The sequence below is a fragment of the Streptomyces sp. NPDC047042 genome, from assembly GCF_040644035.1.
Lineage (GTDB): Bacteria > Actinomycetota > Actinomycetes > Streptomycetales > Streptomycetaceae > Streptomyces.
Genome location: NZ_JBEYVP010000025.1, coordinates 22,349 through 48,456 on the forward strand (window position 1 = coordinate 22,349; position 26,108 = coordinate 48,456).

Genomic DNA, 26,108 nt, shown 5'->3' on the forward strand with positions numbered 1-26,108 from the left:
CCCCACCGGCCGCATCCGCTGAATCCTTCTCCCCCTCCATCTCATCGAGGTATCCAGCTCCTCTTGCCTCCCTCCTCCACGAATAGCAGCGACGGCTACGACCTTCTCTTCCGGCTCCTGCTGGGAGCACTCGCCGTCGTCGTCCCCCTGTCCCATCTCGCCTGGCTGTCCGGGAACATCACCGCCCGCCTCACCGGCGGCGCCTGGGCCCCGTACCAGCCGGCCCTCGCACTGCTCCACCCCGAACAGCTGTGGCCCGACCTCGGGGAAACGTCCCTGCTGATCGGGGCGCGCATCGCGCCGATCGTGATCCTCCTCGCGCTCGCCGCCGCAGCCGGCCTCCTGTGGGGCCGGCACAAGAACCGCGGCGGCGGCCGGAAGAAGGTCACGGGTATGGCCAAGGCCAGGGACATCGAACCCCTGATGGCCAAGGCGATCACCGCCAAGGCCCGCTCTCTGCGCCCGAGCCTGAAGAACACCAGGCACATCGCCGCCACTGACACCGGCATCCTCCTCGGCAACCTTCAGGGCACCCGCCACGAGGTGAGGATGGGGTACGAGGATGTCGCCGTCGCGATCATGGCCCCCCGGTCCGGCAAGACCACCAGCCTCGCGATCCCCTCCATCCTGGCGGCCCCCGGCCCTGTCCTGCTGACCTCGAACAAGGCAGCCGGCGACGCCTACACCGCCACCCTCGACGCCCGCACGTCGGTAGGACGGGTGTGGTCGATGGACCCGCAGCAGATCGCTCATGCCGAGCACCGGATGTGGTGGAACCCGCTGGCCGACGCCACAACCCTGGACGGGGCAGGCAGGCTGGCCGGACACTTCCTCGCCGCCTCCGTGGACGCCTCCCAGCAGGGCGACTTCTGGTCCAAGGCCGGCAGCAACATCCTTTCCCAGCTGTTCCTCGCCGCCGCGCTCGACGAACGGCCCATCACGGACGTCATGCAGTGGCTCGCGTTCCCCGCCGACCGCACCCCGCTGGACATCCTCCGCGACCACAGCTTCACCGCGGTCGCCGCCCAGCTCAAGGGCACCGTCGAAGGACCACCCGAGACGAGGGACGGCATCTACGAGACCGCCCGCCAGTACGCCGCCGCCCTCCTCAACAGCGAGATCGCCCGCTGGGTCACCCCGCAGACCGACATCCCCGAGTTCCGGCCTACGCAGTTCGTCGGCTCCTCCGACACGCTGTACCTGCTGTCCAAGGACGGCGGAGGCGGAGCCTCGGCGCTGATCGCCGCGTGCGCGGATTCCGTGATGCGGGCCGCGACCGCCCAGGCCGAACGTGCCGGCGGACGCCTCGACCCGCCGATGCTCGCGATCCTCGACGAAGCCGCCAACGTCTGCAAGATCTCCGACCTGCCCGACCTGTACAGCCACTTGGGCTCGCGCGGGATCATCCCGATCACCATCCTGCAGTCCTACCGCCAGGGCCAGAAAGTGTGGGGGGACGCGGGCATGGACGCCATGTGGTCCGCCTCCACCGTGAAGGTGATCGGCTCCGGCATCGACGACCCGGACTTCGCCGACAAGCTCTCCCGTCTCATCGGTGACCACGACGTCCAGACCACCTCCACCTCCACGTCCGAGTCCGGGAAGTCGACGTCGGTGTCGATGCGGCAGGAACGGATCCTGCCCGCGGACGCGATCCGCGCCCTGCCCAAGGGCACCGCCCTCGTCTTCGCCACCGGCATGCGCGCCGCCATGCTCGACCTGCGCCCCTGGTACGCGGAGCCCGGTGCCGGTGAACTGGCCGCCGCCTCCGACCGCGCCTCCAAGGGCATCACCGCACGCGCCGTCGCCAAACACACCCCCGCCCAGCCCGACTTCGGCACGGCCGCGTGAACGGATCCCGGCTGCACCTGGTACCGGTCCGCTCCCACGAAGCGAAGGAGTTCACGCGCACCTGGCACCGCCACCATCCGCAGCCCGCCGGACAGACCTTCGCCGTCTGAGCCGCCAGCGACGGCGCACGCAACGCCAACTCCCTGTAGTGCGGGGCAGCGTGGCGGGCGGCGAAAGCTCTCGGATACCGGCGCCTGGTCACCTACCCGCAGGAGGGCGAGAGCGGTGCGTCACTGCGCGGCACCGGCCGGCGCGTCATCGCCGGCCGCCCACCTCGCACCGGATGGCGCACCCCTTCTCCCGGCCCCGTGCAACCGACCACACCGCCCGGTTCCTGTGGGAAGCCCCCTGATCGCCCGCAGCCAGTACCGGCCCCCCGTATGCGGGCGGTCAGTTCTCCGCACCACCCGTTCCCCTACGTCATCCCCACCGGAGGTGCCTTGCAGAGCCTCGACATGAGCGAACACACCCGCCTCCTCGGCCAGGTACCCGCCGCGCTGAAAGACCTGCGCGAGGCGGCGGAACGTATCCAGGAAGGCGATATCACCCAGCCGGTCCGGGAGATCGCGCCCCTCACCCTGCGGGTACAGCAGCTGTCCATGCAGTGCACCCAGCAGTTCCACGACCTGTCGAGGAGCCAGTACGCGGTCATGACGGGCGGCCCCGAGAACCTCGCTCACCTCGCCGGCGCCTGCGCCCAGGTCTCGCTGGCGGCCACGCTGTGCAACCTCGCCATCCACCACCGCACCGAGTCCCTGCTGTACGAGGACGCCGACCCCACCCCCAACACCAGCCGGGAGCAGCTCCGGCGAGCCGGTGACGAAATGCAGCGGGCGGCCACCACGTACCGCGCTCTGGCACGGCTGCTCTCACGAAGGCTGGCTTCAGCCGCCGCACGCCATGAAGACCAGCAGCTCATCACCCATGCGCGGGCAAACGGTTCGGACAAGAAGTCCGGCGCCGCAGCACCCACACCGGCGGGGCTGGCCCCGAAACCGGTCACCCGCACGAGGCACTGACAGCTCATGCGCCCGCCGTAACCCGTCCGTGCGCCACGCCCGCTGACAACGCTCCCCGCATTCCCCTCTCCTGGAGATCCATGTCCTTCGTGGACCAACCGGACGTGTTCATCGGCTCCACCGGTGACGCGCACACGTTCGTCGTCCTCAACCGCCGCATCCGCGGCGCCAACCGCCTGCTGACCGGCGCCGGGTTCACCGCCCGCACGGTGAACGGCCGGACCGTCTACCTGCTCCCACCCACCACGTCCGAGGAGGCCGACGAGCGGGCCGGCATCGCAATGTACGGACTGCTGTCCCATACCCACGACCTCGTCGACCTGTCCTGGACCACCCGCCGCAGCCCCCACAGCCCGAGACCCGAACCCGACCTGCGCTTCACGCTCACGGACACCGCCCTCACCGCGACCGCCGCCACGGCCGAAGCCCGCTCCCTCCTGGAACACCACGGCTTCACGCACCGCGACGGCACGTCGTACGAGGCGACGGCCCCCGTGAACGAGCGGGACCTGCTGGACACGGTCGTCCGCGCCGAATCCCACGCTCACGCCGACGCGTTGTGCGTCCTCGTCGAGCTGGGCATCCCCACCCCCGACGCGATCCCCGCCGCGCCCCAGCGCACTCCGGCCTCAGTCCCCGGCGGCCCGGCCACACGGCCGACGCGGCGCCGCCCTCACTGACCTCACCGGAGACCCCTCATCGCCATCCGCCAGATCGATCTGCCCGTCCAGGTCGACCACCTCCGCCGGCTCGGCGCCGACTTCGACGCCCTGAAGACCAGCGTCAGCACGCTGAAGGCGCCCCTGGGCAGCGAGATGCTGGAACAGCTCGCCCCGAAGATCGCCCAGGTGCACGAGCTGACCGGCCGCACCCTGGTGCGTCTGGCCGCCCTCGCCGGCAGCCAGTACACCGTTGTACCCGGCAGCCGCCCCGCCCTGGAAACACTCGGCTCCGTCGTGGAAGCGGCTTCCCTCGCCGCTCGCGACCTCGCCACCGCGGTGGCGGACAACCCGCTGGATGGCATCGTCGTCGGCAGCCCGCCCCCGGACGGCAACACCGCCCGGCACGCCGAGGCCGTCCCTCGTCTGGCCAAGGCCCTGGGCGACGCCGTCCATCAACTGGATCTGTGTGCGACCGGCTGCCTCTCCACCGCATCGGGCATCCTCCGCGGTCTCAAGGATCATCCAGAGCATCTGCCGCCGCTTCCGCCGCTGACTCCGGCCCAGTACACGGTCCTGGAGAAGATCGCCCAGGGCGGCAGCCGCGTCTCCCGGTCTCTGCGCGGCGAGCGGGAGACCGTCCTGGCCGGCGACGGCAGCACCCTCCACAGCAAGCCCTTCACCGTGCTCGCGGACAACAAGCTGATCCGCGTCCACCAGGGGACCTCTCCCCTCCTCAGCCGGAACGTCACGGTCACCGCCGCCGGGCGCATGGCCCTGGACGCCCAGAAAACCGCCCGCACACCGACAACCACCACGGCCAAAGCGCCCGCTCCCGCCGCGGCCGGCAGACGGCGGTGAACGTCGCCGATCTCACGCGCATTGCCCTCCCATAGCTCACCCACCCCCACCTGAAAGCACACCATCATTTCCGAAACACCAGCCCTCACTTGCATCTCTCTGGGTGCCGGAGTTCAGTCCAGCGCTTTGCTCGCCCTGTCCGCGCGAGGAATTCTCCCGAAGGCCGATTACGCCATCTTCGCCGATACCGGCTGGGAGCCACGAGCGGTCTACGATCATCTCGACCGTCTCGAACGAGAAATCGCTATACCCGCTGGAATACCCATTCTCCGAGTTTCTTCGGGAAACATCCGGGACGACGCCCTCGACCCCGCCCACCGGTTCGCCTCCATGCCCCTCTACGTCCTCAACCAGGACGGGAAACAAGGCATGACCAGGCGCCAGTGCACCGGGGAATACAAGATAAAACCCATCAAGAAGAAGGTTCGGGAACTTCTCGACTACCCCTACCCGCAGCGCATCCCGAAGGGTGTTTTCGTCGAGCAGTGGGTGGGCATCTCGACCGATGAATTCCACCGGGCCAAGGACGCAGACGTCCGGTACATGCGCAACCGGCACCCGCTCATCGACCTCGACTGGTCCCGCGCGGACTGCATCCGCTATCTCACCTCCATCGGTCTGGCAGATACACCGAAATCGAGTTGCCTCGGCTGCCCGTTTCACGGCAACGCACAGTGGAGAAACATCAGAGACACCAGTCCTCAGGAATGGGCGGACGTAGTCGCCTTCGACGCGGCCATCCGCCAGGGCAACGCGCGGGCGAACGCCGCCGGCAACCGGCTGCTGGGACAGGCGTTCCTGCACCGCTCCCGGATCCCTCTCGACCAGGCCCCCATCGACCACGTCACAGCCGCCGAGTGGGCCGCCCGCCAGCAGGAACTCGACGACCGTGACGCCGTCGTGGAGGAACTGGAGACGGGGGTGGTCGACGGCTGCTCCCCGTGGGCGTGCCGCGGCTCCGAACCCGATCCGGTACAGGTCGACTTCGGTCTGGCCTCGTGAGGCGGATCATCCTCGACCTGTTCGCCGGCCCCGGAGGCTGGAGCCACGCTCTGACGCTCCTCGGAGCGCGGGACATCGGCCTGGAATGGGACGAATGGGCCTGCAAGACCCGCGCACGGGCGGGCCAGTCGACGATCCGGACCGACGTCGCGGCCTATCCCGTGTGGATCTTCTCCGGGCGGGTTCTCGGGTTCATCGCCTCCCCGCCGTGCCAGGCGTGGTCGATGGCCGGCAAGCGGCTCGGTCTGGTCGACCAGGCACTCGTCCACCAGGCCGTCGCCGACCTCGCCGCCGGACGCGACACCCGCGAGCAACTCCGCGGCGCGTGCGCGGACGCACGCTCTCTCCTCGCCGCCGAGCCCATGCGCTATCTGCACGCGCTGAACGCGGTGGGCGAGCCGGAGTGGGTGCTGATGGAGGAGGTCCCGGACGTTCTTCCGCTGTGGCGGCAGTACGCGGCCGTGCTGCGCGGATGGGGTTTCTCGGTGTGGACCGGGATCCTCAACGCGGCCGACTACGGCGTCCCGCAGACCAGACGGCGCGCGATCCTGCTCGCCTCCCGCGTCCGGACCGCCGAACCCCCGCCGCCCACGCACGCCCAAGTCGCCGAGCCCGAGTCCCTGTTCGGGCCGGGCCGCGAGCGGTGGGTGTCGATGGCACGGGCACTCGGATGGGGCGCCACCGACCGCCCCGTGCCCACCGTCTGCGCCGGCGGCGGGCCGGGCGGCGGCCCCGAGCCGTTCCCCTCCGGGTCCCGAAAAACCCTCTCCGACGCCCGCGCCCGGGGCACCTGGACAGCCCGTGACACTGAGTCCGTCCTGGTCTCCCGTAAAGAGGGTTCCGGCTGGGCCGCCCAGCCCGGTGTCCGTGAGAACCGCCCGGCGGATGCGCCGGCGCCCGCGTTCACCGCCGAGGCAGCCCGCTGGTCGTGGTCTCTGCGCAGCAACAACCAGACCAACGCCACCGTCCGGCCCCTCACCGAGCCCGCCGGCACACTGTTCTTCGGTCACCGGGCCAACCAGTGCACCTGGGTCGCCGAACCCACAGGCCGCACCGAGGACGCCGAGCCGACAGCGCCGCCGCCGATCAGGATCACCGCCCGCGAAGCGGGCCTCCTGCAGACCTTCCCCGCCGACTACCCGTGGCAGGGCAACAAAGGCCAGCAGTTCTCCCAGATCGGCAACGCCGTACCCCCGCGCCTGGCCGCGCACCTACTCCTCCCCCACCTCCGCCCCAACACACCCTTCAACCCCGACGACTTCACCCTCACCGCCTGATGCCCCACACCCCCGAGACCTTCGAGGACGACGGCATCGACCGCGTGCCGGCGCCCGGTCCGGTCCACTACGCCGAGCAGGCCCTCCTCGGCGCCCTCCTCCTCGAACCCGCACGGCTCGCCGACATCGGGCAGCTGACCGCCGACCAGTTCGAAAGCCACACCCACGCCGCGCTGTTCACAGGCATCCGTACCCTCCCGGCGCCCGATCCCGACGAGCACGCCAAGGACACGGCCTGGCTCAACCAGGTCCTGGACTTCGCCCGCCCGCACGCGCCCGGCCTGAGCGCCTCCTACCTCCACGCCCTCATCCAGTTCTGCCCCCGTCCCCAGCACGCCGCGGCGTACGCCCAGATGATCCACGCCGACTATGCACGACGGCTCCTGCGCGGACACGCCGAACGTCTCGGCCTCACCGCGGCCGACCCCGGCCTGCCGAACCCGACAGCCACGGTCCTCGTCCTCGCCGACGACTTCAGCCGCCTCCTGGACGACCTCACCGGCGAGTTCACCCCGCACCCCGGCTCCCTGCCCCGTACGGCGATCCCCACCCCGGCCGTCCGGCAGGCCGGCGACGAGGAACTCGACGAGGAACGGCTGCTCCTGGCCTCGGCCACCGCGAACCCGCAGGACGTACAGCGGATGCGGTGGCTGACGGCGGACGACTTCGCCCTGCCGCTGCACGCCACCCTGTGGCAGTCCCTCACAGCGCTGGTCCACCGCGGCGACATGATCGACCCGGTCACCGTCCTCGGCGAAGCCCAGCACCACGGACTGATCACCGCGACCCTCACCCCCCGGGACCTCATGGCCCTGGTCTCCGACCCCGCAGGTCCTCCCGAGTACTGGGGCGAGCAGATCCTGGGACGCGCGCTCCTCGCCCGCGCCCAGACTGTCGCTACACGGATCACCGCCTACACCGACGACCTCGCCAACACACCCCACCAGCTCATCACCGGCAGCCGCCGCGCCCTGGCCGACCTCAACACCCTGCGCACCCGCTACCGACGCGCCACCACACCCGCCGCCGTTCCGCCCGCACGCGCCGCGCCACTGCCCCGGGCAGCCGGACCTCCGCCGCGGACCACCCCGACCGCCCTACGAGCCCACCGATGACCTCACCCGCCGGGCCCCGCCCCGTCGCCGGGCCCGGACCGAATCGAGCCCACCCTTCATGACCGGCACCACCGCCGACGTCCACGTCCGCTTCGACACCCATCCCGCCCACACCAGTGCCGTCACCGCTCACCTCACCGGCGGCACGCTGGGTACCACGCACGCTCTCCTGACCGGCCGGGGCTTCGAGCCCCTCGATGAACACACCATGGTCCTGGCCCGGATCGACCACGAAGAGCCATACTGGGCCAATGAGGCCGCCCAGGAACTAGCCGCCCAAGGCATCGCCAGCGACATCACTCCCCCGCTGCGGGAAGCCATCCACGAGGAGTGGACCTGGGCCAGCCACCCCATGTCCTGGCTCACCCGCAGTGAGATCCGCAACGTCTCCGACGAGGCCCAGCAGATCCACGACGACATCCGCCACGGCCGCCTGCTCATCCACGCCCACGCCGACGACGACGGGGCCACCGTAGCCGTCGGCACCTACCGCGACACCGGCCAAAGCGTTTACCTCCACGGCGAGAACCACCTGCGGTGCGTCGCCGGCACCTTCGACTCCATCGCCGATGCGCTCACCGCTTTCGAACGCACCCACCGTGACACCTTGCGCCCCGGCCCCGCCCCCATGACCGACACCGAACGCCAGACCGCCCAGGCCCGCACCAGCCTCCGGTCACCCGACACCCCGTCGGCCGCGCTTACGCCGGTCGCCGAAGAGGTATCCGCGTACGCCGCCGACCCCGCAGACCACGACGCCCTCCTCGACACGTTCCTCTCCGAACACGCCGACTGGGAGAAATGGCGCACCTGGTCGGACGGGACGACCCACGCCATCCACGAGTCCCAGACCCTGCGCATCGAGCGCATCCACGAAAGCCCGGCCCACGAGACCGCATGGACCGTGGCCGCCTACGAGACGCCCGTCTCCGACCGCATGTGGGTCCTCACCGCGACCGGCGCCACCCCCGCCCCGGTGATAGAGGAGCTTCTCCATCGCCTTGCCGACGGCGACGGCTGGGACACGGCTACCGGCGCACCGGTGGACGAGAAGATGGTCACCGCAGCCACCCAGCCCCTGACCGACGCCGGATGGAAGCACACCGTGGACGGGCGATGGATCCGCTGGACATCCCCCGCCGGGGACGCGGGCGTCCGGTTCGACGCCTTCTCTGCCCAGCACCCGAGCCAGAACCTGACCACCTGGACCGTCTGGACCGGTCCTGATCCTGACAGGCCCACCTGGGCCGTCAACGCGTCCCCGCACACCCCGAGCTCGCTGCTTGCCGATCTCTCCGAAACCCTCGCGCACGGAATCGGAACACGCCAAAATATCACCGGTCAAGTAGCCCAGCCCGCCCACCGCATCGTTACCGCGCGGAGCCCCGATGCCCAACCGATCACTACCCCAAGGGGCAAACGCCGCTGAGCTCGCCGACCACCCTGACAGTCCATGGCCTCGCCTCTGCGGCGCCCGAACCCATCGGCCGCAAGCTGGTATTGCAGTTCGTTGTTGGGGGAACTCCGACGCCCAACGGGCCCGTGGAGCTACGCCGTTCCAACTGCCCCTCCGGCATCCTCACTCTCGTCGAGCTCGTCGTTCTCCATCTCCGCATCCTCGACCTTGACCACCGGATCACCACTGGCCTCAGACAACTCCAGGCCGAGCCAGCCTTTGAGTCGCGTGTAGGCCAGACGCAGGAGGACGTCAGCACGCTGATCCATGAAAGTCGGATCCCACTTGTCCTCACGCTGCCCAAGTGCCCGCAGGTGCGGGAGGTAGCGCGACATGGCCGCTAGATCTTCAGTCGCCTGCGCGAAATTCAAGCCGGAACTGTCGAGGATCGACTTCCCGTCGTCGGCCGTCGGGGCACCGAGTGCCGCATACAAGACCTTCTTCTCGTTCCAAGGCCGCGAGCTGAGGGACGCGTTGGCGGCGCCTGGCGCCAGGACCAGATTGCCCAGCTTGTGGACGGTCTCCTTCTCGCTGTAGAACTCCTCATCCCAGCCACTCGTGGCCTGCTGTGGTGCGATGTGTTCGATCGTGAAGTGCGGCTCGTCCGCCCAACCGTCTGCGGTGAAGCACGAGGCGACCCCCGCCTTGCCTTGGATAATCAGTCCCGGATTCTCCAGATCTTCAGTTGTGTCGTGATATGCAGCCAGAAGCAGGAAACGCGTCAGGGGGCGGCTAATTTTGTAGAGTGGCAGCGCGGAAGCAGATGCCAGGAACGACGCCAAGTTTTGGACACCGCCGAGCTTAGGGTGCAACAAACGCGCCGCGAGTTCCTTCTTCAGAGCCTCAGCGTCGACGATCGGATCAGGCTTCGTTGCATCGGGCTCTGCCCACTGCCGGGCTAGAGGTCCAATGCCCGTGAGCGAGTCCCCGGCCATGACCGCCCGGTACTGGCTGTCGATGTTGCCCGTGCCGCGGCGGGTTGCTCGCCAGAAGACCGTGAAGGCAGTGATTGCCTTGATTGCCTTCTCGAACTCGGCGATGCGCTCGGTCCTTGCCTCCCCTTCGTCCGCGTGGACAGCCTCGGAGTAGAAGCGCACGAGCGGCGCGATGGCAATGGTGTGATTGAGCGAGTTGAGGAAGGCCAGACACAACTTCACGGTGTCCGTCATGGCAGTCGCCTCTAGCCCGGCTAGCGTGCGAGGAGCGTTGGCCGCGGGCCCCCAGGCATTCCCGACAAAGGCCGCCGTGTCGCTTAGGTGGCGCAAGTACGCGCTTCGATCATCGGCCGAGTCCTTGTGGCGCTCAAAGGTATCGCGCATGTAGACCCGCTGATCCGGGAGGCGCTTGGAGAGCTTCTCCCCAGTCTCTGTCAACGCGAAAGTGACCAGCAGGTCTCGCGTTGCGTTCTGAAGCTTGTCTCCGACGTCGAAACGGTCCAGGTATCCCTGAACTGCCTTCATGTACGCGTGCGCGTCCGAGTCCTGGTAGTCCTGAATCTTCTCTGCCATCACCACCCGAGGGAGGAAGGTCTCGAAGGCGGTCAGAGGCTCACCCGTGGTATTCAACGACTCGAAGATCGTGAAGGCATAGTCCTCGTCCTTGCCTTGCACGACCGTCAGAGCGATGCGGTTCAAGCCATAGGCAGCAAACATGACGAGGCGCATCAGCTCAGCCTCGGGCTCGCCATCCAACTCCCCCAGCCAAGCGCAGAGCTCGGGGTCGAGTTCGTGATTAAAGAGCGCACGCTGGAACTCGATGTTGGTGGCAAGGGTGACTAGCGGCGGCAGATCCTCCAGCTCCTCGATGGACTTTCGCTGCGACAGCTTGGTCAACCCCGTACGGATCTCGTTGAACCTCTTGATGAGGTCGCCTTCGCCTTCACCCGCATTCTGTCGCGCCATCGGCTTAAAGTCCGTCGGCTTAGAAGCCGCCGGCTCGCTATCGACTAGCAATGAGTACCTGTAGATAAGGTTGGCGATCGGCGACTCATACTGCTTGAGCTTCTCATCCCTGGCCCACTGATCCACGAAGGCTCGAATAAGGCGCGGATAGATCGGCGTAGTTCCGAAGTTCTTTCGCTCGTAGAACGCCGCCGCAAGCATCTGCAGGATGTCGCTCGTTTCCGAGTAGAGGTGAGTCCGAGCACTGTCGGTTGGATCCGGCGTCTTACCCTTGAAGACCTTCCATGCTCGCTGACGAATAAGGTTGTGCAGGCCGACCAGCAGGATAAGAAGGCTCGACAAACGCTGCTGCCCGTCAATCACGGTGAGGACCTTGGACGGGACCTCGGACTTGACGATTGGCTTCACCGTGACGTGATTGACGTCATGGATGGTGATGACGGTCCCCAAGAAGGTGAAACTGTCCGGCGCCTTGCCGAGATTCTTAAGACCATGCAGTGTGTCGTCGAGCAATTTCTCGACCTTGTCTTTGCCCCAGCCGTACGGACGCTGGTAGGGCGGCAGGTAGAGGCCCAGACCATTGTCAGACAGCAGCTCGCGGACACTCTTACTCTGCGCCTCGAATATTTCCTTGGCCTGCGTAGGCATGCGTAGTCCCTTTTTCGTCCAGCAGGTTCGGTCAGATCAGATGCGGAATCATCTCAGACGGGATCTGCGACCTGCATTTCAGCTCAACGGTCGTGTAGTTGATGTCGCGAAGCGCGATGACAGCACCGAGCAGACAGATCGAGTCCTTGAACTCGCCAAGCCGTTCAAGGCCGTGCGCGACGCCGCCGAGAAGGCGCCTGATCTCGGGCATCTCCCAGGTGCATGCGCACCATCACGGAGGAATGGAGAGCCCTGACTGGGCTCACCGAGGAACTGAAAAACTCACACGGTGCCGCGTCAAAAATCCGGCGAGTTTCCATATCCCCGATCTCTCTCCGTTACCGTTCGTCGCCTGTGGGCGAGTTGTCCCTCATGGTGGCATATGAGTAGTCGTCAGAGGTAGCAGGAGCGACATGCGCCCATCATGCCCCACATGTGACGTTGCGTCACTCCAACACGGAGAAAGTCGACTTGCCGTGCGCGAGTGCGCTGCGTTCCTTCACGAGGTCGATGCTGTTGGCGATCTTCATTCGTCCTGGTGAAGTCCCTTTGAGATTCGCCCTGTTGATCAAACCGTCGTGGTCCGCTGGTCGGGTGCGGGGCGGAGCGAGCGGTCGGGGGTGGCCGCGGTGGCGATGGGTTCGGCTTCGGGGCGGATGGTCCCGCCGTTGACGGTGCGGATGGCGCGGGCGAGCAACCCGCGAGGCACGGTGGCGATGTGGGTGCGGGACCGGCTGGATGAGCTGTTCACGGACGAGGACTTCACCGACTGGTACCCGTCCGACGGACGCCGGGGTCTGTCTCCGGCCCGGCTGGCGATGGTGTCGGTGTTGCAATACGCGGAGAACCTGACCGATCGGCAGGCGGCCGAGGCGGTCCGCTGCCGCCTGGACTGGAAATACTGTCTCGGGCTCGAACTGGACGACTCGGGATTCGACTTCTCGGTGCTCAGCGAGTTTCGGGACCGGATGGCCCAGGACGGCCGGGCGGACCGACTGCTGGCCGTGATGGTCGACCGCCTCGCTTCCGCAGGTCTGGTCAAGCGGCGTGGTGCTGTGCGGACGGACTCCACCCACGTGCTGGCTGCGGTCCGGACGCTGAGCCGGACGGAGCTGGTCACTGAGACCCTGCGGGCTGCCCTGGAGCAACTCGTCCTGGCGGACGAGCAGTGGCTGGCACCTCTGATCACTGCGGACTGGGCAGACCGGTACGGGCGCCCGGCCTTCTACCACCGGCTCCCCAAGGGCAAAGCGGCCCTGGAGGAGTACGTGTTGCAGGTCGGCGCGGACGGGGTGGGACTGCTGACGGCCGTCTTCGCTGACGATGCCCCGCCGAGGCTGCGTGCGCTGCCGCAGGTGGAGCTGTTGCGGCAGGTGTGGGTCCAGCAGTACTGGCACGACGGCTCGGGTCGGCTGCGCTGGAGGGACCCGAAGTCCCACAGGGACCGCCTGAGCCGACGTGACATGGCCCGCAGGGCCGCACTGCCGCCGGGTACGGAAGGACGGCCGGACCCAGACAAGGCCAGTGTTCCGTGGGCCAGCATAGAGATCGTCTCGCCCTACGATCCCGAGGCCCGTTACTGCCAGAAGCTCACCGCGGCCGGGAAGAAGGACTGGATCGGCTATCGCGATCACCAGACCGAGACCTGTGACGACGGCCCGCACGTGATCGTGCAGGTCATGACCCACCCGGCGCCCGAGCAGGACATCGACGCGCTAGACGCGATCCACCAGGCACTGGTCCGGCAGGGCTTCACCGGTCTGGAGCACTTCGTCGACGCCGGCTACGTCACCCCCGAGTCGATCCATCAGGCGGCCAACGCACATGGCTTCGTGCTGACCGGTCCGGTCCGCCCCGACCCCCGGGCCCGTGAACATCCCGGCTTCACCAAGGCCGACTTCGTTCCCGACTGGGAGGCGCGAACTCTCACTTGCCCCCGGGGAGTCACCAGCCCTCCGTGGAAACCGACCCTTGGCGACGGGCACGAGCGGCTGTCCGTCCTGTTTCCCAAGCCAGCCTGCCGGGCCTGCCCCGACCGGCTGGAGTGCACCGGCAACGCCGACGGACGGGGCCGTCACATCATCCTGCTGCCCCAGCACCTGCAAGAGATCCAGACTCGAGTCCGGCGCGAGCAGGACACTCCTCGGTGGCAGCAGCACTACGCGGTCCGCGCCGGCTGCGAGGCCACCGTCTCCGAGACGGTCCACGCTCACGGCTTACGCCATTGCCGTTACCACGGAATCGCCAAGACCCACGTCCAGCACGTCCTCATCGCCGCCGGAACCAACATCGTCCGACTCAGCGGGCACTTCCCACCAGGCGCCATCCCGCCCCGGCCACCCCGTCGCACCAGCCAATTCCAGCGCCTCTGCCGGAACTTGGCCCAATGAAGATCGCCAACAGCATCCGAGGTCTGGGACAGAGCCTGGGCAAGGTCTCAACCGTAAGCGAGACGAGCTTGATTGGAAGTCGGGAAACAACAGCGGCCCCAGCTCGGGATGCTGGGGCCGCTGCGTGTGGGTGTGTGTCAGAGGTGGCAGACGGAGCAGCCGGCCTCGTCGTCGTCTGAGTCGAGTGCGTCGGAAAGAACCTCTAGCAAGGGGCGGTTGGGCTTGATGCGCTTGGCTGCTCGCTCAAGGGCCGCCTCGTGCTTGGCCTCGATCTCGTCCTTGCGCTCTATCAGCTCCGGCAACGACTCGCCCTGAGACCACGTGTAGTTGCGGCCCTTCATGGCGGTGTGCCGGAAGCGGACCTTGTCCTCGTACTCCACGGCCTTGTCGTACAGGTCGGGGTGGCGTTCCTTGAGGCCGACCCATTCGTGCTTGCGCTGGAAGAAGCAGAAGTAGCAGCCGGAGCGTGTGCGCCACTCGTAGTAGCCGGGCAGACCGATGCCTGCCTCGTCAAGGATGCGCATGACGCCTTCCTTGTCGATGCCTTCCTCGCGGAAGGGGAAGACGGCATCGATGTTCGGCTTGGTGCTGACGTATCCGATGCGGTTCTCGTCGGCGCGGATGGCGACGTATGAGATGACCTTGTCGTCGCCGACCCAGTCTTCCAGGGGCTTGATCTTGAGGTTCTTGGTGCACCAGCGCATCTGGGGGCTGGGCAGGGTGCCCTGGTAGACCTCCATCCAGTGGTCGAAGTCGCGGTCGGCGTTCAGCCGGACGATGGACTTGCCGAGGGCGGCCTCAAGCCGGTTCAAGTACTCGTAGGTTTCGGGCAGTTCGGCGCCCGTGTCGCAGAAGAAGTACTCCATCTCGGGGACCCGGTTGCGCATATGGACGGCGAGCGCTGAGGAGTCTTTGCCGCCGGAGATACCGAGAACGTGCCGGACCTTCTGGGTGTCGGCTTCGTCGGTCATCCCTGTGCCTTCCTTTCACTCGCCGCTGTCGCGGCATCGGTTACGCGCTGGGCGAGGGCGGCAAGCAGGATCCGCGCTCCGTCCGGTCCAAGAGCCTTCTCGGCCTGCTTCAGGACGTCGGCCGCGAGGCTGTTGGCCTCGGTGCGGGCCTGCTCCGGGACGTAGATCAGGGTGCGTTGCTCCACGCCGGCGCTGTCGGTCAAGGTCAACAACTGCGCGTCGAGTTTCTCTTCCCGGCCACGGGCCTCGTTCCCGGCGTGGTGCAGGTGCCCGACTCGGTCGAGGGCCGCAGCCATCGACCGGGCCTTCTGCGGGAAGACCTTGGCTTCCTGGTCGTCCCAGTCGCCGAGGGCGGAGTTGGTCAGGCGTACGACGATGGGCTCAAGCCAGTCTTCGTCCTCAAGGCTGTCGCTGAGGACGAAGTCCACGAAGCCCCGCAGTTCCGGGGTGAGTACCGCGCCGGCGAAGCCTCGCAGACGGGAAGCGAGTTGTGCGCGCAGCTGCGGCAGTTCGGCCGGCAGACGGAATTCCTGTGCGAGGACGTGCACAACCTGCGTGCGCAGTCGGCCATCGATGGCGACGAGTTCGTCGGCTGCCGCGGTGAGGCGTTCGACGTAGGTGTTCGCCGCTTCTGCGTTGGCGCGGGCGTGGGCGAGGATCTCGGGCAGGCCGAGGGCCTTGGGCAGCGCGTGGAAGATCAGGTCGTCGGGGTCCGATGCCCGGATGATCGTCGTGCGCACGGTGCTCGCGTCGGCGGAGATGTTCCTGGTGGCGCGGGCGTATTTGTGCAGGTCGGCCACGCGTGTGATGAGGGCACTGGCCACGGCGAGGAGGTCGGGGTTGCGCAGGGCCTTGGACCGTGGTGCCTCCACGCCGAGCGAGACCATCAGCTTCTTGATGACGTTGCCGCGCTGGCCGTCTCCGGCTGGCGTGTACTTCACCATGAAACGCGCGGGGCCCTTGACGAGGCGCTCGACCGCGTCGATCGTCAGCCGGGGAAGGTAAGTGCCTTCCTCGAACAGGGCGATGTCGTGGCGGCGGATGACCAGGGCCGGCAGCAGGAAGACCGGGACCACGCCGGCCTTGAGCCCGTACGGCGGGCTCATCAGGACACGGATGACGTCTTCCATGCTGACCCGGTCGGTGGCGCCGGTCAGGACCTCGTTGAGGGCGTTCCAGGCGGGCTGGGACTTCTCGTGGCCCTCGCCGGGCGGGGAGAAGCCGTACGGGAGCAGGCTTTCTTGCTGGCTCTCGGCCTGAGCCACCCCGTTCTGACGGTGCAGGCCGAGGTAGGCCAGGACACCGCTGTAGATGGCCCGTTCGGCCCTGTACCCGGTCAGGCCGAGGTTCTCCTCGCCCGAGGCGGCGAGCATGGCCGTCAGCAGGACGCCTCGGGCCTGGGCGGCCTGGCTGGTCAGGACGTGACGGCCGAGCATCTCGTTGCGGATGTGCGGGGTGCCTGGGTACACCGACTCGCAGGCGAGGGAGACCAGGCCGCTCAGGCTGCGGGCCGTCAGGCCGGAGGCCGCGGGTTCTTCGCCGGGGGCGATTCCGGTGTGCCACAGGCTCCAGGACGCTTCGGAGGACGGTGGGTAGAAGGCGTCCTGCAGGAGCTCCAGCAACTCGGCCTCGGCCTGCACGAGCCGCTCGATGACTTCCCGCCGGGCGACGTGGTCGATGTCCTGCTCGGTGCTGAGTTCCTTCAGCGCGACGAGGTAGGTGGCCGTGCTGAGTACCACGTCGGGTTTGGGGGTGGTGCCGACGAGTACTGGCAGCGGCGAGTGGACATTGGGCCGGTCGGCGTCGGTGCCGAGGTGGAAGACGACGAGGCCGTCGGCAGGCTCCTTCAGCTCGTCCGGGGCGGCGACGGACTTGGTCTCCGGGCCGCTGACCGCGGTGTAGAACACGCGCATCATGCCGGTGACCTGGCTGTGGCGGCCGGCCACGAATGCCTGCGGGACGAGGCTGCCGAGCCGGTTGATGACCGAGGCGTCATCGAAGCGGCTGATGATTTCCTTGAGCCGGCCGTCGATGTCGACGTCCGTGCCCTGCCAGACCCGGTATTCACCGCTGAACTCGCGGTGGACCACAAAGCCCCGGTTGACGAGGTCGGCGAGCCGCTCTTCGAGCGCCGTGAAGGCGTCGGGGTCGGCGACGTCGGTGGGGTCGTGAAGCGCGAAGTGAATCATCGGCGCGGTGGCGCTGAGCGCCCCGTCGGAGTCGATCAGGTTGAGGACGCCGATGGTCTTCAGCACGTCCTGGTCGGCCTCCGCGAGGCCGTTGGCGTCCCGGATGCGCGAGTCGACCTCGATCCACTTGCTCGCGTTGGAGGAGGCGAGCAGGGTGGTGCGCCCGGAGTTGAGGAAGTAGTCCCACAGCTGCGGCAGTCGCACCGTGCTGGCGTGCTCCGCCTTCCGGTCGCTGTGCCGTGCCAGCGAGTGGTGGACGGTGTTGGGCTCGCCGCTGTTGAGGAAGCCCGACAGGCTGCGGTCGTGCTGGCCGATCTGAGCGGCAAGGGTCGGCGCGGCCAGGGCCGTGATCGGGTGCAGCGGGTAGAGGTCCGCGAAGTGGGCGGGGCCGAGTTCGGCCAGAACGCCGAGACCGTGCTGTGTCCAGATGTCCGCGGATGCCTCGGCCGACGCGGTGATCAGGGCCTGCCCCGCCGAGTTGACGGCCGAGCGGTCGAGGCGGCGGCGCAGCAGGTGCAGGGAATCGCCGTGGTGGGGGACGAAGGTGATGTCTTCGAAGCGCCCCTGGATCTTGGCCCATTCGCGGGTTTTGAGTTCGCTGGACCGTGAGGCGTAGTCCATGAACGACAGGTGCTGAAGAGTCATCAGGTAGACGGGCAGCCCGCTGGGGCCGGCCGCCTTCTCGGCGAGTTCCTGCAGCAGGAACAGGTCGTGCTGGGCGTCGGTGAACTCGTTGTGGCCGGCGAGGTGTTCCAGCGTCTTGCCGAACTCGTCGATCACGAGGAGCAGAGGCTGACCGCCTGCCGTCAGAGCCGTGACGGCGCCGAGAATCTCCTTGGCCCCGGCGCGCTCCGCATCGGCGCACGCCTCCAGGGCGGAGGCGATGGCCTTCGGGACGCGCTTGCCCCAGCGGCGCGCGGCTGCGGTGTGCAAGGCTCGGGAGAGCGTGGCGACGACAGATTCCCGGCGCGCGGTGGCCACGCCGCCAAGGAATCCCTCGGAGGCGATGGCGTCGCGTGCTGCGGCAAGACGGTGAGCGAGGGCGGGACTGGCCTCTTCGAGGATCCGCTCGGCCTCGCTGCGCCGCTCGGTGTCTCGTCCCAGCAGAGCGTCGATGATGTTGGACAGGGTGGACTTGCCGGAGCCGTAGGGGCCGGTGAACGACCAGGCCCGGGTGCGGCGCTGGTCGGCCAGGGCGCTCGCGATGCGCTCTAGAACGTCGACGGCCCGGGCGCCGACGTAGGGGTCGTGCAGGGCGTCCTCGACATCGCGCTCAAGGTTGGTCGAGCGCATCTGGGAGCCGACAAGTTCGATGCCGGCGGGGAACTGCGGGGCGGAGCTCGCCGAGCTGCTCGGGGTCCGCGTGGGGGTTGCGGTGGTCACGCGGTCTCCTCAGCAAAGAGCATCTCGGTGGTGTCGGCCGCCTCGGGGGCGTCCGTGGCCTTCGCGGCGAGTTCCTTCTGCTCGGCCATGGCGAGCTCGGGAAACTTGGCAGCCCACTCCTCACGGGTGGGGAAACCTGGACGGCGGGTGACGAAGTCGTACTGCTCGTCCAGCACTTCCCAGGCCAGCTCGAAGGGGTCGGCCGCGAAGGCGAGGCTGCGCTGTCCCACGGCCTCAGTCAGGTTGAGCTGCGGGTGGCCCGCGGCGACCTTCTGCAGCGCCATGACGATCTCGTTCTCCCGGACACGGAAAGCGCGCCCCGGGGAGCCCGGCTCGTTGGCGAGGCGGGCCACGGAGATCGAGTTGGCCTGGCGGGAGAACTTGGCAGCGTAGTCCAGACAGGCGTAGGCCAGGACCCGGGCAGGCAGCGAGGTGCGGTGCCCGCTGGTGAACTGCCACTCGGGCTTGCCACGCGTCCCCACGAAGGTGAGCAGGTCAAGGTCACGGAAGGGGCAGGCGAGCAGGTCCTCGTAGCTGCCCGGCGAGCCGGCCTTCTCCGGGGCGCTGCGCGCATACATCTTGGTGATGCAGTCGATGTCCCGGACGATCGACGCCTCTTCCAGGCTCTTGTCGTAGGAGAAGTTCACATGCCGGGTGACCACCTGCGTCATGTCCGCGGTCGAAAACCGGGAGAACGGCGCCAGGTGGAAGGCCGTGTACCAGGCCGGCGCGTGGCTCTTGGCCCCGGGGCGGGAAGAAACCAGCCACCAGTGCAGCAGCCACAGGCTGCCGTTCTCCTCCAGATACGGGTCCGCTCCTCCGTCCTCGTCGAGGAGCCAGCGGGCCTCCCAGGTGGGATAGGAGAACTTGGCCTGTGTGCGCTGCCCGGGCGAGTGCTCGCGGGTCAGCTTGAACGCACGCGACCAGTAGCGCATGGCGTTGACCATGTTCTTGCCCACGCCGAACAACACCGGCGCGTCGTCCGCGAGAAACGCACCCTGGTCGCGTTTGACCTGCATGTACGCCTTGTGCAGCCAGCCGAAGCGGGGCGCGAACGTTTCGTGTCGCGCGAAGGCAAAATGGGCGGCTTCCCCAAGCCGGCTGTCTGACATTCGGGACCTCTCTGTGTCCAATGCGATTGCTCTAACGAGGTGGTAAACGGGATAACGGTCAGCTAGGACCATCGGCTTCGGCCAGCGCGCCACGAACCTGCGTCACGGCGCGCTTGACGGCGTGGGCGGCGTGCTCGATCTCGGCATTCGTGGTGGCGTAGCCCAGCGAGAAGCGGATCGTACTGTCGGCGTCCTTCCGGGACAGTCCCATCGCCAGGAGCACATGGCTCGGCGTGGGAGCGCTGGATGCGCACGCGCTGCCCTCCGAGGCAGCGACGTCGGGCATGGCCGCCAGGACCGCATCCGCCGGCAGGCCCGGGAAGGTGATGCTCGTCACGCCCGGCAGGCGTTGATCACGCTGGCCGTTGATACGGCAGCCGGGCAGGGTGGCGATCACGAGGTTTTCAAGGCGGTCGCGCAGGGCCGCAATCCGTTCGGCCTCCTCGCCGAGAGTGCGGCGCACGGCGTCGGCCGCTGCCCCCATGCCGATGATCCCCGCTACGTTCAGCGTGCCCGCGCGCCAGCCCCGCTCCTGTCCGCCACCCACAAGGAGCGGCCGGTGCGGGAGCGGAGACCCACGCCGCACATACAGGGCGCCGACTCCCTGCGGGCCGCCGAACTTGTGGGCCGACAACGACAGGAGATCGACGTCGAGTTCAGCAACGTCTACCGGGAGGCGGCCGATGATCTGCGTGGCGTCCGTGTGGACGAGGGCGCCGGCCTCCCGGGCGGTCTTGGCCGCGACGTGGAGATCGGTGAGAACCCCGGTCTCGTTGTTCGCCACCATCAGGGAGACCACACCCCCGCGGCGTGCCGCAAAGACCTGATCCAGCGCGCCGAGATCCACCAGGCCGCCGGTGCCGACCGGCAGCAGCACAAGATCCTCGGGGCTCTCGGCGGTGACCGCGCGGGCCGTCTCCAGGACAGCCGGATGCTCAACAGGACTGGTAACCAAGGGATTTCCGGCGGCGAACGCGGCACGGAGGGCCAGATTGTTCGCCTCGGTCGCCCCTGATGTGAAGATGATCTCGCCGGGCGAGCAGCCAAGGAGGTCGGCTAGCTGCCGACGGGCGGCATCGACCCGGTGGGCCGCCTCCCGACCCGGTTGGTGCAGGCTCGATGCGTTGCCAACCGACTGCATGGCCTCAAGGACGGCCGCGAGAGCCTCAGGCCGGATCGGGGCAGTGGCATTGTAGTCAAGGTAGGCCATATCCGGCCCATTTGACCCGTTCATCATCTGCCACCCCGCCTCGCTCGTGTCACACACCAATGTACTGCTGGTGGAAACCTTCTCTCGCATCCGGGGTTCCACCAGGAGCACTCAGTGATCCTAGCCGCGAGCCGTGATCCACTCTTTGAATCACCTGAACGCGTGGTGTCACACACCGCCTACCGAACGAATGTTCTATACGGAGTGCTGTGCGCGCAAGTCGCACGCACCAAGATCCTCACCTTGACCCGACAAGTCGACTAGCAGGGTCAAATGCCCTCCCTGGCTGGGCTTTTCGTCTGATGGCGCCCCTGTTGTCAGTGGCCCCGTCTAGGGTGGTCGGCACGCTGCAGGGTGGCAGTAACTACGCACGCTTGGGCGGCGTTTGGCGTACTCGAACTGGGGGTGCAGGTTGACGACGACAGCTGTTCCAGCCGCGAACGCGCGCGGACTGGAGCCCGCCGGGCAGGTGAGTCAGTGACGACGTGGTCACCGGGGATGTCCTTCAAGGCTCTCCTGACGGCTGCACCGATGACGTACATCCGGCAACATGTCGGCGAGCGGCTCTGCGCCCTGCTTGATCTCGTCGAGGGAGGTGCGGCGGGAGACGACCGCCTTCGGGCCGTTGCCCCGATCGCCATCGACGCGGAGCGCCTGGTCGCCGATGAGGGCGAGCGCTCTGCCTTGATCGCCCTGGTGCCGGGTCCCAAGCAGGCGGAGCTGGCGCAGCGCCTGGGCGCCGTGGGCGACGAACAGCAGCCGCTGGACTACTTGAAGAACCTGAAGTGGACGGCGGACGAGCGGCGCGAACTGCTGGAGTTCTTCGGCTTCACGATCGACCGGGTGCCGTCCCTTCCTCCGGCGTTTAAGCAGGAGTCGGCTCCCGAGTACGGCTTGTTCCCGCATCAGCGTCATGCCGCGGCCCGGGTCAAGGAACTGCTGTACGACGGGTCACGGCGGACGGTGCTGCATCTTCCGACAGGCGTGGGCAAGACCCGAACCGGCATGAGCCTGATCTGCGATCACCTGCGGCAGCACGAACCCACCGTGGTGGTGTGGCTTGCCCACGGACAGGAGCTGCTGGAGCAGGCCGCCGCCGAGTTCGAGCGCGCCTGGACAAAGGTCGGCGACCGCCCGCTCTACGTCCTGCGGGTATGGGGCAACACCCCCGCAAACCTTGCGGAGATGACCGACGGGCTGGTCGTTCTCGGCCTGGAGAAGGCCGTCTCGGCAGCCAAGTCGGACCCGCAGTTCCTGGCCACTCTCGCGGCACGCAGCACGCTGACCGTCTTCGACGAGGCCCATCAGATCATCGCCCCCACCTTCCAGAGAGTTGTCGACGAACTGACGATCCGTCACGATGCGAGCCTGCTCGGACTGACCGCCACCCCGGGACGCACGTGGGCCGAGATCTCCAAGGACGAGGAACTCTCCGACTACTTCTCCCGGCAGAAGGTCATGCTGGAAATCGAGGGCTACACCAACCCCGTGACGGCCCTGATCGAGCAGGGGTATCTGGCCAAGCCGTTTATGCGGACGGTGGCCTCCGAGGCGGGCATGCATCTGTCCGCCCGGGACCAGCAGCTCCTTGCACGGTCGTTCGACATCCCGACCAGCGTGCTGGCCGAGGTCGCGGGCGATGAGCAGTGGAACCTCAAGATCGTCCAGACGATCACGGAGCTGCTCCAGCAGCAGCACCGGCGCATCCTGGTGTTCGCCGCTTCCGTGGACCACTGCCGGCTCATCGCGGCCGTGCTGTCCGCAGCCGGCTTCGATGCCGAGTTCGTGACGGGCGAGTCCTCCCCTCGGCACCGCAGCCAGGTCATCTCCCGGTTCAAGGGGTCCGGCCGGCGTCCCATGGTGCTGTGCAACTTCGGCGTCCTGACGACCGGCTTCGACGCACCGGCGGCCAGCGCGGCAGTGATCGCCCGTCCGACCAAGTCCCTTGTGTTGTACAGCCAGATGGTGGGCCGCGTCATCCGCGGCCCGAAGGCCGGCGGCACTGATACCTGCGAAATCGTCACCGTCGTGAACCCGGAACTCCCCGGGTTCGGCGACGTGGCAGAAGCATTCACCAACTGGGAAGACGTATGGGAGACAGCGTGACCAACGACGGCAGCAACTACCGGATTGTCAGTCCCAAGCTGACCGTCAAGGCCATGCGGGACAGCGGCTACAAGAACACTGCCTACGCCCTCGCCGAACTGATCGACAACAGCATCGATGCCAAGGCCACCCTTGTGGAGGTCTTCGCCTGCGAGAACCCCGTGCAGGTCGGCTCCCGGACCAGCCACCGCGTGGAGACCATCGCGGTCCTCGATAACGGCCACGGCATGGAAGTACCGCAGCTGCGGCGCGCTCTGAAGTACGGCGACGGGGACGGGGCGGATCCGGGCCGCATCGGCCGTTTCGGCATGGGCCTGCCCAACTCGAGCATGTCCCAGTGCACCCGGCTCGACGTCTGGTCCTGGACCAACGGCGCGGGCAACGCCATGCACACCTACCTCAGCCTCGAAGAGATCGAGAAGGGAGAGATCGACGACGTCCCCGAGCCTGAACACTCCCCGCTGCCGGACTACTGGCGAGACCTGAGCGAGGGCCTCGGGGACACCGGCACGCTCGTCGTCTGGACCAACTTGGACAAGGTCAACTGGTACGGAGCCGCAGCCACGCTGAAGAACACCGCCGGCCTGATCGGCCGGGTCTACCGGCACTACCTCCAGGACGCACGCGTCGACATCCGGATGGCCCCCGTCCGGGAGGGCAAGGTCGTTGACGGCGAGTACCACGCCGTGCCCAACGACCCTCTTTACCTGATGGCGCCGACTTCCACCGACAAGCCGTTCTCGGACAAGCCGATGTTCATGCCCTTCTCCATGGGCAGTGAGTCAGAGCCCGGCGTGACGCAGTTCCCCGTGGTCCATGAAGGCAAAAGGCACTACATCACCGTCCGGGCCTCTATCGCCCGTCCGGAGGCCCGGCGTGCCGACGTCGAAGGCCATCCGTGGCCGGATGGAATCAGCCGTACGACGGACTCCGGCATCCTGCCGTGGGGCAAGCATGCCCGGCGCAACGTCGGCATCTCGCTGGTGCGCCAGGGCAGGGAGCTGGACCTCGACGCATCATGGGCCAATCAAGAGACGGCCGAACGGTGGTGGGGCATCGAGGTCGAGTTCCCGCCGGACCTCGATGCCATCTTCGGCGTGACGAACAACAAGCAGAGCGCCACGGTCTTCTCGTCTCTGTCCCACTTCGACTGGAAGGCCCACGCGGAGGCCGGCGAATCCTTCAAGGGGTTCAAGGAGCGCCTTGCCGAACTCGGCGATCCGCGCCTTCCCCTCATCGACCTCGTGCTGTACCTGGAAGAAAAGCTCCTCCCAGCCATGCGGCGCCAGCTGAAGCAGCAGACGATCGGGACCCGCAAGAGCAAGAAGCGGCACGATGATGACGCTGCGTCCAAGGCCACGGACGCCGTCAAGCGACGCAGCGAGGAGGGCTACACCGGCAAGACCGACGAACTGGAAGAGGGCACAACCCCCGACGCCAAGCGGCAGGAACAAGTCGCCGCCCTCACGCAGCGGCATCACCTTGACGAGGACACCGCTCAATCCATGGTCGACGAGGCCCTGGAGAAGGATCTGCGCGCGCGGTGGATCTCCAGCTTCCAGGACACCTCCGCGTTCTTCAGCATCGACCTCATGGCCGGCATGCTGCAGGTGATCTTCAACGAGAAGCATCCGCTGCACGCCCAGCTCATGTCCGTCCTTGAAGACGTCCCTGAGGACGCCGACGTGAACGACCTTCGCGACCGGCTCAACCGTGCTGCGGAGACCTTCAAGCTGCTGCTCTTCTCCTGGGCCCGCATGGAAGACGAGACCCACCCCGACAATCTCCGTGAGCGGATCGCGGACGCGCGCCGCGAATGGGGCCGGTACGCCCGCCACTTCGTGGACGGAAAGGCCGGCGGCGCGTGACCGAGCCCGGCCACATCTGGCGGCAGATCGAAGAACTGATGGCGGGCGCCCACCGGCAGGTAACCCTCGTGGCGCCTTTCATCAAGCGAGAGGTTCTGGCGGCCACCTTGTCCGCCCTCCCCACCACCGTCGAGGACATCGAGTGCATCACGCGCTGGGTCCCTGAAGAGGTGGCGGCAGGGGTGTCCGACCCCGAGATCATCGAGCTCGCCGAGGAGGACAAGCGGCTGCGCATCGCGCTGTGCCCGAGCCTGCACGCCAAGCTCTACCTCACCGGCGAGCGCTGCCTGATCGGGTCCGCCAACCTGACGGGAAAGGCCACCGGGCGCGTCCCCAACGCCAACATCGAGATCCTGGTGGAGGCGCCCGCGACCCATCCGGAAGTCGTCCGGGTACTCACCGCGATCAAGGCCCGCGCGGTCGAAGCGACACCCCACATGGCCGACCTAGTGAGAAGGCAGGCCGACCTGCTCAAGGAACACCGTCCGACTGCCTCCGACCAGCCCAGAGAAGAAGCACAGCAGGGCTGGTACCCGGTGACACGGCGACCGGAGGCTATCTACCCGTACTACTGCGGGCGAGCGCAGTTCGGGCGGTCCGTCGAAGCGGCCATCCTCCAGGACCTCGCATTCCTGGGCATGCCCGCCGGCTTGTCCGAGACAGAGTTCTCGGACGTGATCGAAGGCCGCCTGCGGGAAATGCCCGCTCTTCAGGCGCTCGTGGCTGGAGACCGCCTGAGCAACATCGAGTTGCAGCACGCGTTGCAGGAGCAGACAGGCATGACGGACGAACAGGCCAGAAGGAGCACCGAGACCATCGCAGCGTGGCTTCGGTACTTCGGCCGCTTTTACACCGACGTCGGGACGTGGGAAATCCGGCACGGACAGGAACTGGCCTAACCCCTGCGGGCGATCGCGCCGGCCTTGAAACCGAGGCCGGCCTCCCGCCCGGACAACTTGCCTGCCCGGGCGACACTCTCCACAGCCTCTGTCCCGATGCGTTGGACCGACGGTCAGCACACCTAGGATCTCTGCGGACAGCCTGGTACGCCAGCAGCACCCACCTGGCGGTCGCTCGGCAGGAACATCGG

Annotated in this window: 18 protein-coding genes; 12 read left to right on the forward strand and 6 right to left on the reverse strand. The window is 67.5% G+C overall.

The features are described 5' to 3' along the window. Window positions 1-63: 63 nt before the first annotated feature. From ABZ855_RS27965 to ABZ855_RS28000, 8 genes are all read left to right on the forward strand, one after another. Window positions 64-1,851: a TraM recognition domain-containing protein gene (locus ABZ855_RS27965; protein ID WP_360811381.1), complete on the forward strand. Its 1,788-nt coding sequence runs from the start codon at window positions 64-66 to the stop codon at window positions 1,849-1,851. A 455-nt stretch (window positions 1,852-2,306) separates the two neighbouring features. Further along, window positions 2,307-2,870: a hypothetical protein gene (locus tag ABZ855_RS27970; protein ID WP_360811383.1), complete on the forward strand. Its 564-nt coding sequence runs from the start codon at window positions 2,307-2,309 to the stop codon at window positions 2,868-2,870. 80 nt (window positions 2,871-2,950) lie between these two features. Further along, the gene (locus ABZ855_RS27975; protein WP_360811385.1) at window positions 2,951-3,550 is read left to right on the forward strand and encodes a hypothetical protein; all 600 of its coding nucleotides are present in this window, start codon (window positions 2,951-2,953) and stop codon (window positions 3,548-3,550) included. A gap of 135 nt (window positions 3,551-3,685) precedes the next feature. After that, complete coding sequence (locus ABZ855_RS27980) at window positions 3,686-4,390, forward strand: hypothetical protein (protein WP_360811387.1); 705 nt, start codon at window positions 3,686-3,688, stop codon at window positions 4,388-4,390. Window positions 4,391-4,516: 126 nt separating this feature from the next. Then, window positions 4,517-5,392 (forward strand): hypothetical protein, encoded by an 876-nt coding sequence (locus ABZ855_RS27985; RefSeq protein ID WP_360811389.1) that lies wholly within the window; start codon window positions 4,517-4,519, stop codon window positions 5,390-5,392. A 5-nt stretch (window positions 5,393-5,397) separates the two neighbouring features. Beyond that, window positions 5,398-6,669, forward strand: coding sequence for a DNA cytosine methyltransferase (locus ABZ855_RS27990; protein WP_360811566.1), 1,272 nt, complete (start codon window positions 5,398-5,400; stop codon window positions 6,667-6,669). Beyond that, a complete protein-coding gene (locus ABZ855_RS27995) occupies window positions 6,669-7,784 on the forward strand; it encodes a DnaB-like helicase N-terminal domain-containing protein (RefSeq protein WP_360811391.1) in 1,116 nt (371 codons plus the stop codon). Before ABZ855_RS27990 ends, ABZ855_RS27995 begins: the two co-directional genes overlap by 1 nt. 58 nt (window positions 7,785-7,842) lie before the next feature. Further along, window positions 7,843-9,213, forward strand: coding sequence for a DUF317 domain-containing protein (locus ABZ855_RS28000; RefSeq protein ID WP_360811393.1), 1,371 nt, complete (start codon window positions 7,843-7,845; stop codon window positions 9,211-9,213). Between the two features lie 119 nt (window positions 9,214-9,332). On the opposite strand, the gene ABZ855_RS28005 is transcribed toward ABZ855_RS28000, so the two are convergent. Further along, window positions 9,333-11,789 carry a DUF262 domain-containing HNH endonuclease family protein gene (locus ABZ855_RS28005; RefSeq protein ID WP_360811395.1) on the reverse strand — a complete coding sequence of 819 codons (2,457 nt, stop codon included), beginning with the start codon at window positions 11,787-11,789 and terminating at the stop codon, window positions 9,333-9,335. 31 nt (window positions 11,790-11,820) lie between these two features. Then, window positions 11,821-12,000, reverse strand: coding sequence for a hypothetical protein (locus tag ABZ855_RS28010; RefSeq protein WP_360811397.1), 180 nt, complete (start codon window positions 11,998-12,000; stop codon window positions 11,821-11,823). A gap of 367 nt (window positions 12,001-12,367) precedes the next feature. Between ABZ855_RS28010 and ABZ855_RS28015 the strand changes: the two genes are divergently transcribed. Beyond that, window positions 12,368-14,179: an IS1182 family transposase gene (locus ABZ855_RS28015; RefSeq protein WP_360811399.1), complete on the forward strand. Its 1,812-nt coding sequence runs from the start codon at window positions 12,368-12,370 to the stop codon at window positions 14,177-14,179. 137 nt (window positions 14,180-14,316) lie between these two features. Here the strand turns inward: ABZ855_RS28015 and ABZ855_RS28020 are convergent, their stop codons facing one another. The 4 genes from ABZ855_RS28020 to ABZ855_RS28035 are packed head-to-tail and all read right to left on the reverse strand — an operon-like array spanning window position 14,317 to window position 21,155. After that, the gene (locus ABZ855_RS28020) at window positions 14,317-15,150 is read right to left on the reverse strand and encodes a phosphoadenosine phosphosulfate reductase family protein (protein ID WP_360811401.1); all 834 of its coding nucleotides are present in this window, start codon (window positions 15,148-15,150) and stop codon (window positions 14,317-14,319) included. Beyond that, the gene (locus ABZ855_RS28025; RefSeq protein WP_360811403.1) at window positions 15,147-18,722 is read right to left on the reverse strand and encodes an ATP-binding protein; all 3,576 of its coding nucleotides are present in this window, start codon (window positions 18,720-18,722) and stop codon (window positions 15,147-15,149) included. Before ABZ855_RS28025 ends, ABZ855_RS28020 begins: the two co-directional genes overlap by 4 nt. Next, window positions 18,719-19,834, reverse strand: a complete 1,116-nt coding sequence (locus ABZ855_RS28030; protein WP_360811405.1) for a DUF4007 family protein — start codon at window positions 19,832-19,834, stop codon at window positions 18,719-18,721. Before ABZ855_RS28030 ends, ABZ855_RS28025 begins: the two co-directional genes overlap by 4 nt. 58 nt (window positions 19,835-19,892) lie before the next feature. Further along, a complete protein-coding gene (locus ABZ855_RS28035; RefSeq protein WP_360811407.1) occupies window positions 19,893-21,155 on the reverse strand; it encodes a cysteine desulfurase family protein in 1,263 nt (420 codons plus the stop codon). Between the two features lie 366 nt (window positions 21,156-21,521). Here ABZ855_RS28035 and ABZ855_RS28040 point away from each other — a divergent pair, with 366 nt between their 5' ends. The 3 genes from ABZ855_RS28040 to ABZ855_RS28050 are packed head-to-tail and all read left to right on the forward strand — an operon-like array spanning window position 21,522 to window position 25,917. After that, window positions 21,522-23,150 (forward strand): DEAD/DEAH box helicase family protein, encoded by a 1,629-nt coding sequence (locus ABZ855_RS28040; RefSeq protein WP_360811409.1) that lies wholly within the window; start codon window positions 21,522-21,524, stop codon window positions 23,148-23,150. Further along, window positions 23,135-25,018 (forward strand): ATP-binding protein, encoded by a 1,884-nt coding sequence (locus ABZ855_RS28045; RefSeq protein WP_360811411.1) that lies wholly within the window; start codon window positions 23,135-23,137, stop codon window positions 25,016-25,018. The genes ABZ855_RS28040 and ABZ855_RS28045 overlap by 16 nt, the downstream gene beginning before the upstream one ends. Next, on the forward strand, window positions 25,015-25,917 hold the full coding sequence (locus ABZ855_RS28050) for a phospholipase D family protein (protein ID WP_360811412.1): 903 nt from the start codon (window positions 25,015-25,017) through the stop codon (window positions 25,915-25,917). Before ABZ855_RS28045 ends, ABZ855_RS28050 begins: the two co-directional genes overlap by 4 nt. The last annotated feature ends 191 nt before the right edge of the window (window positions 25,918-26,108 follow it).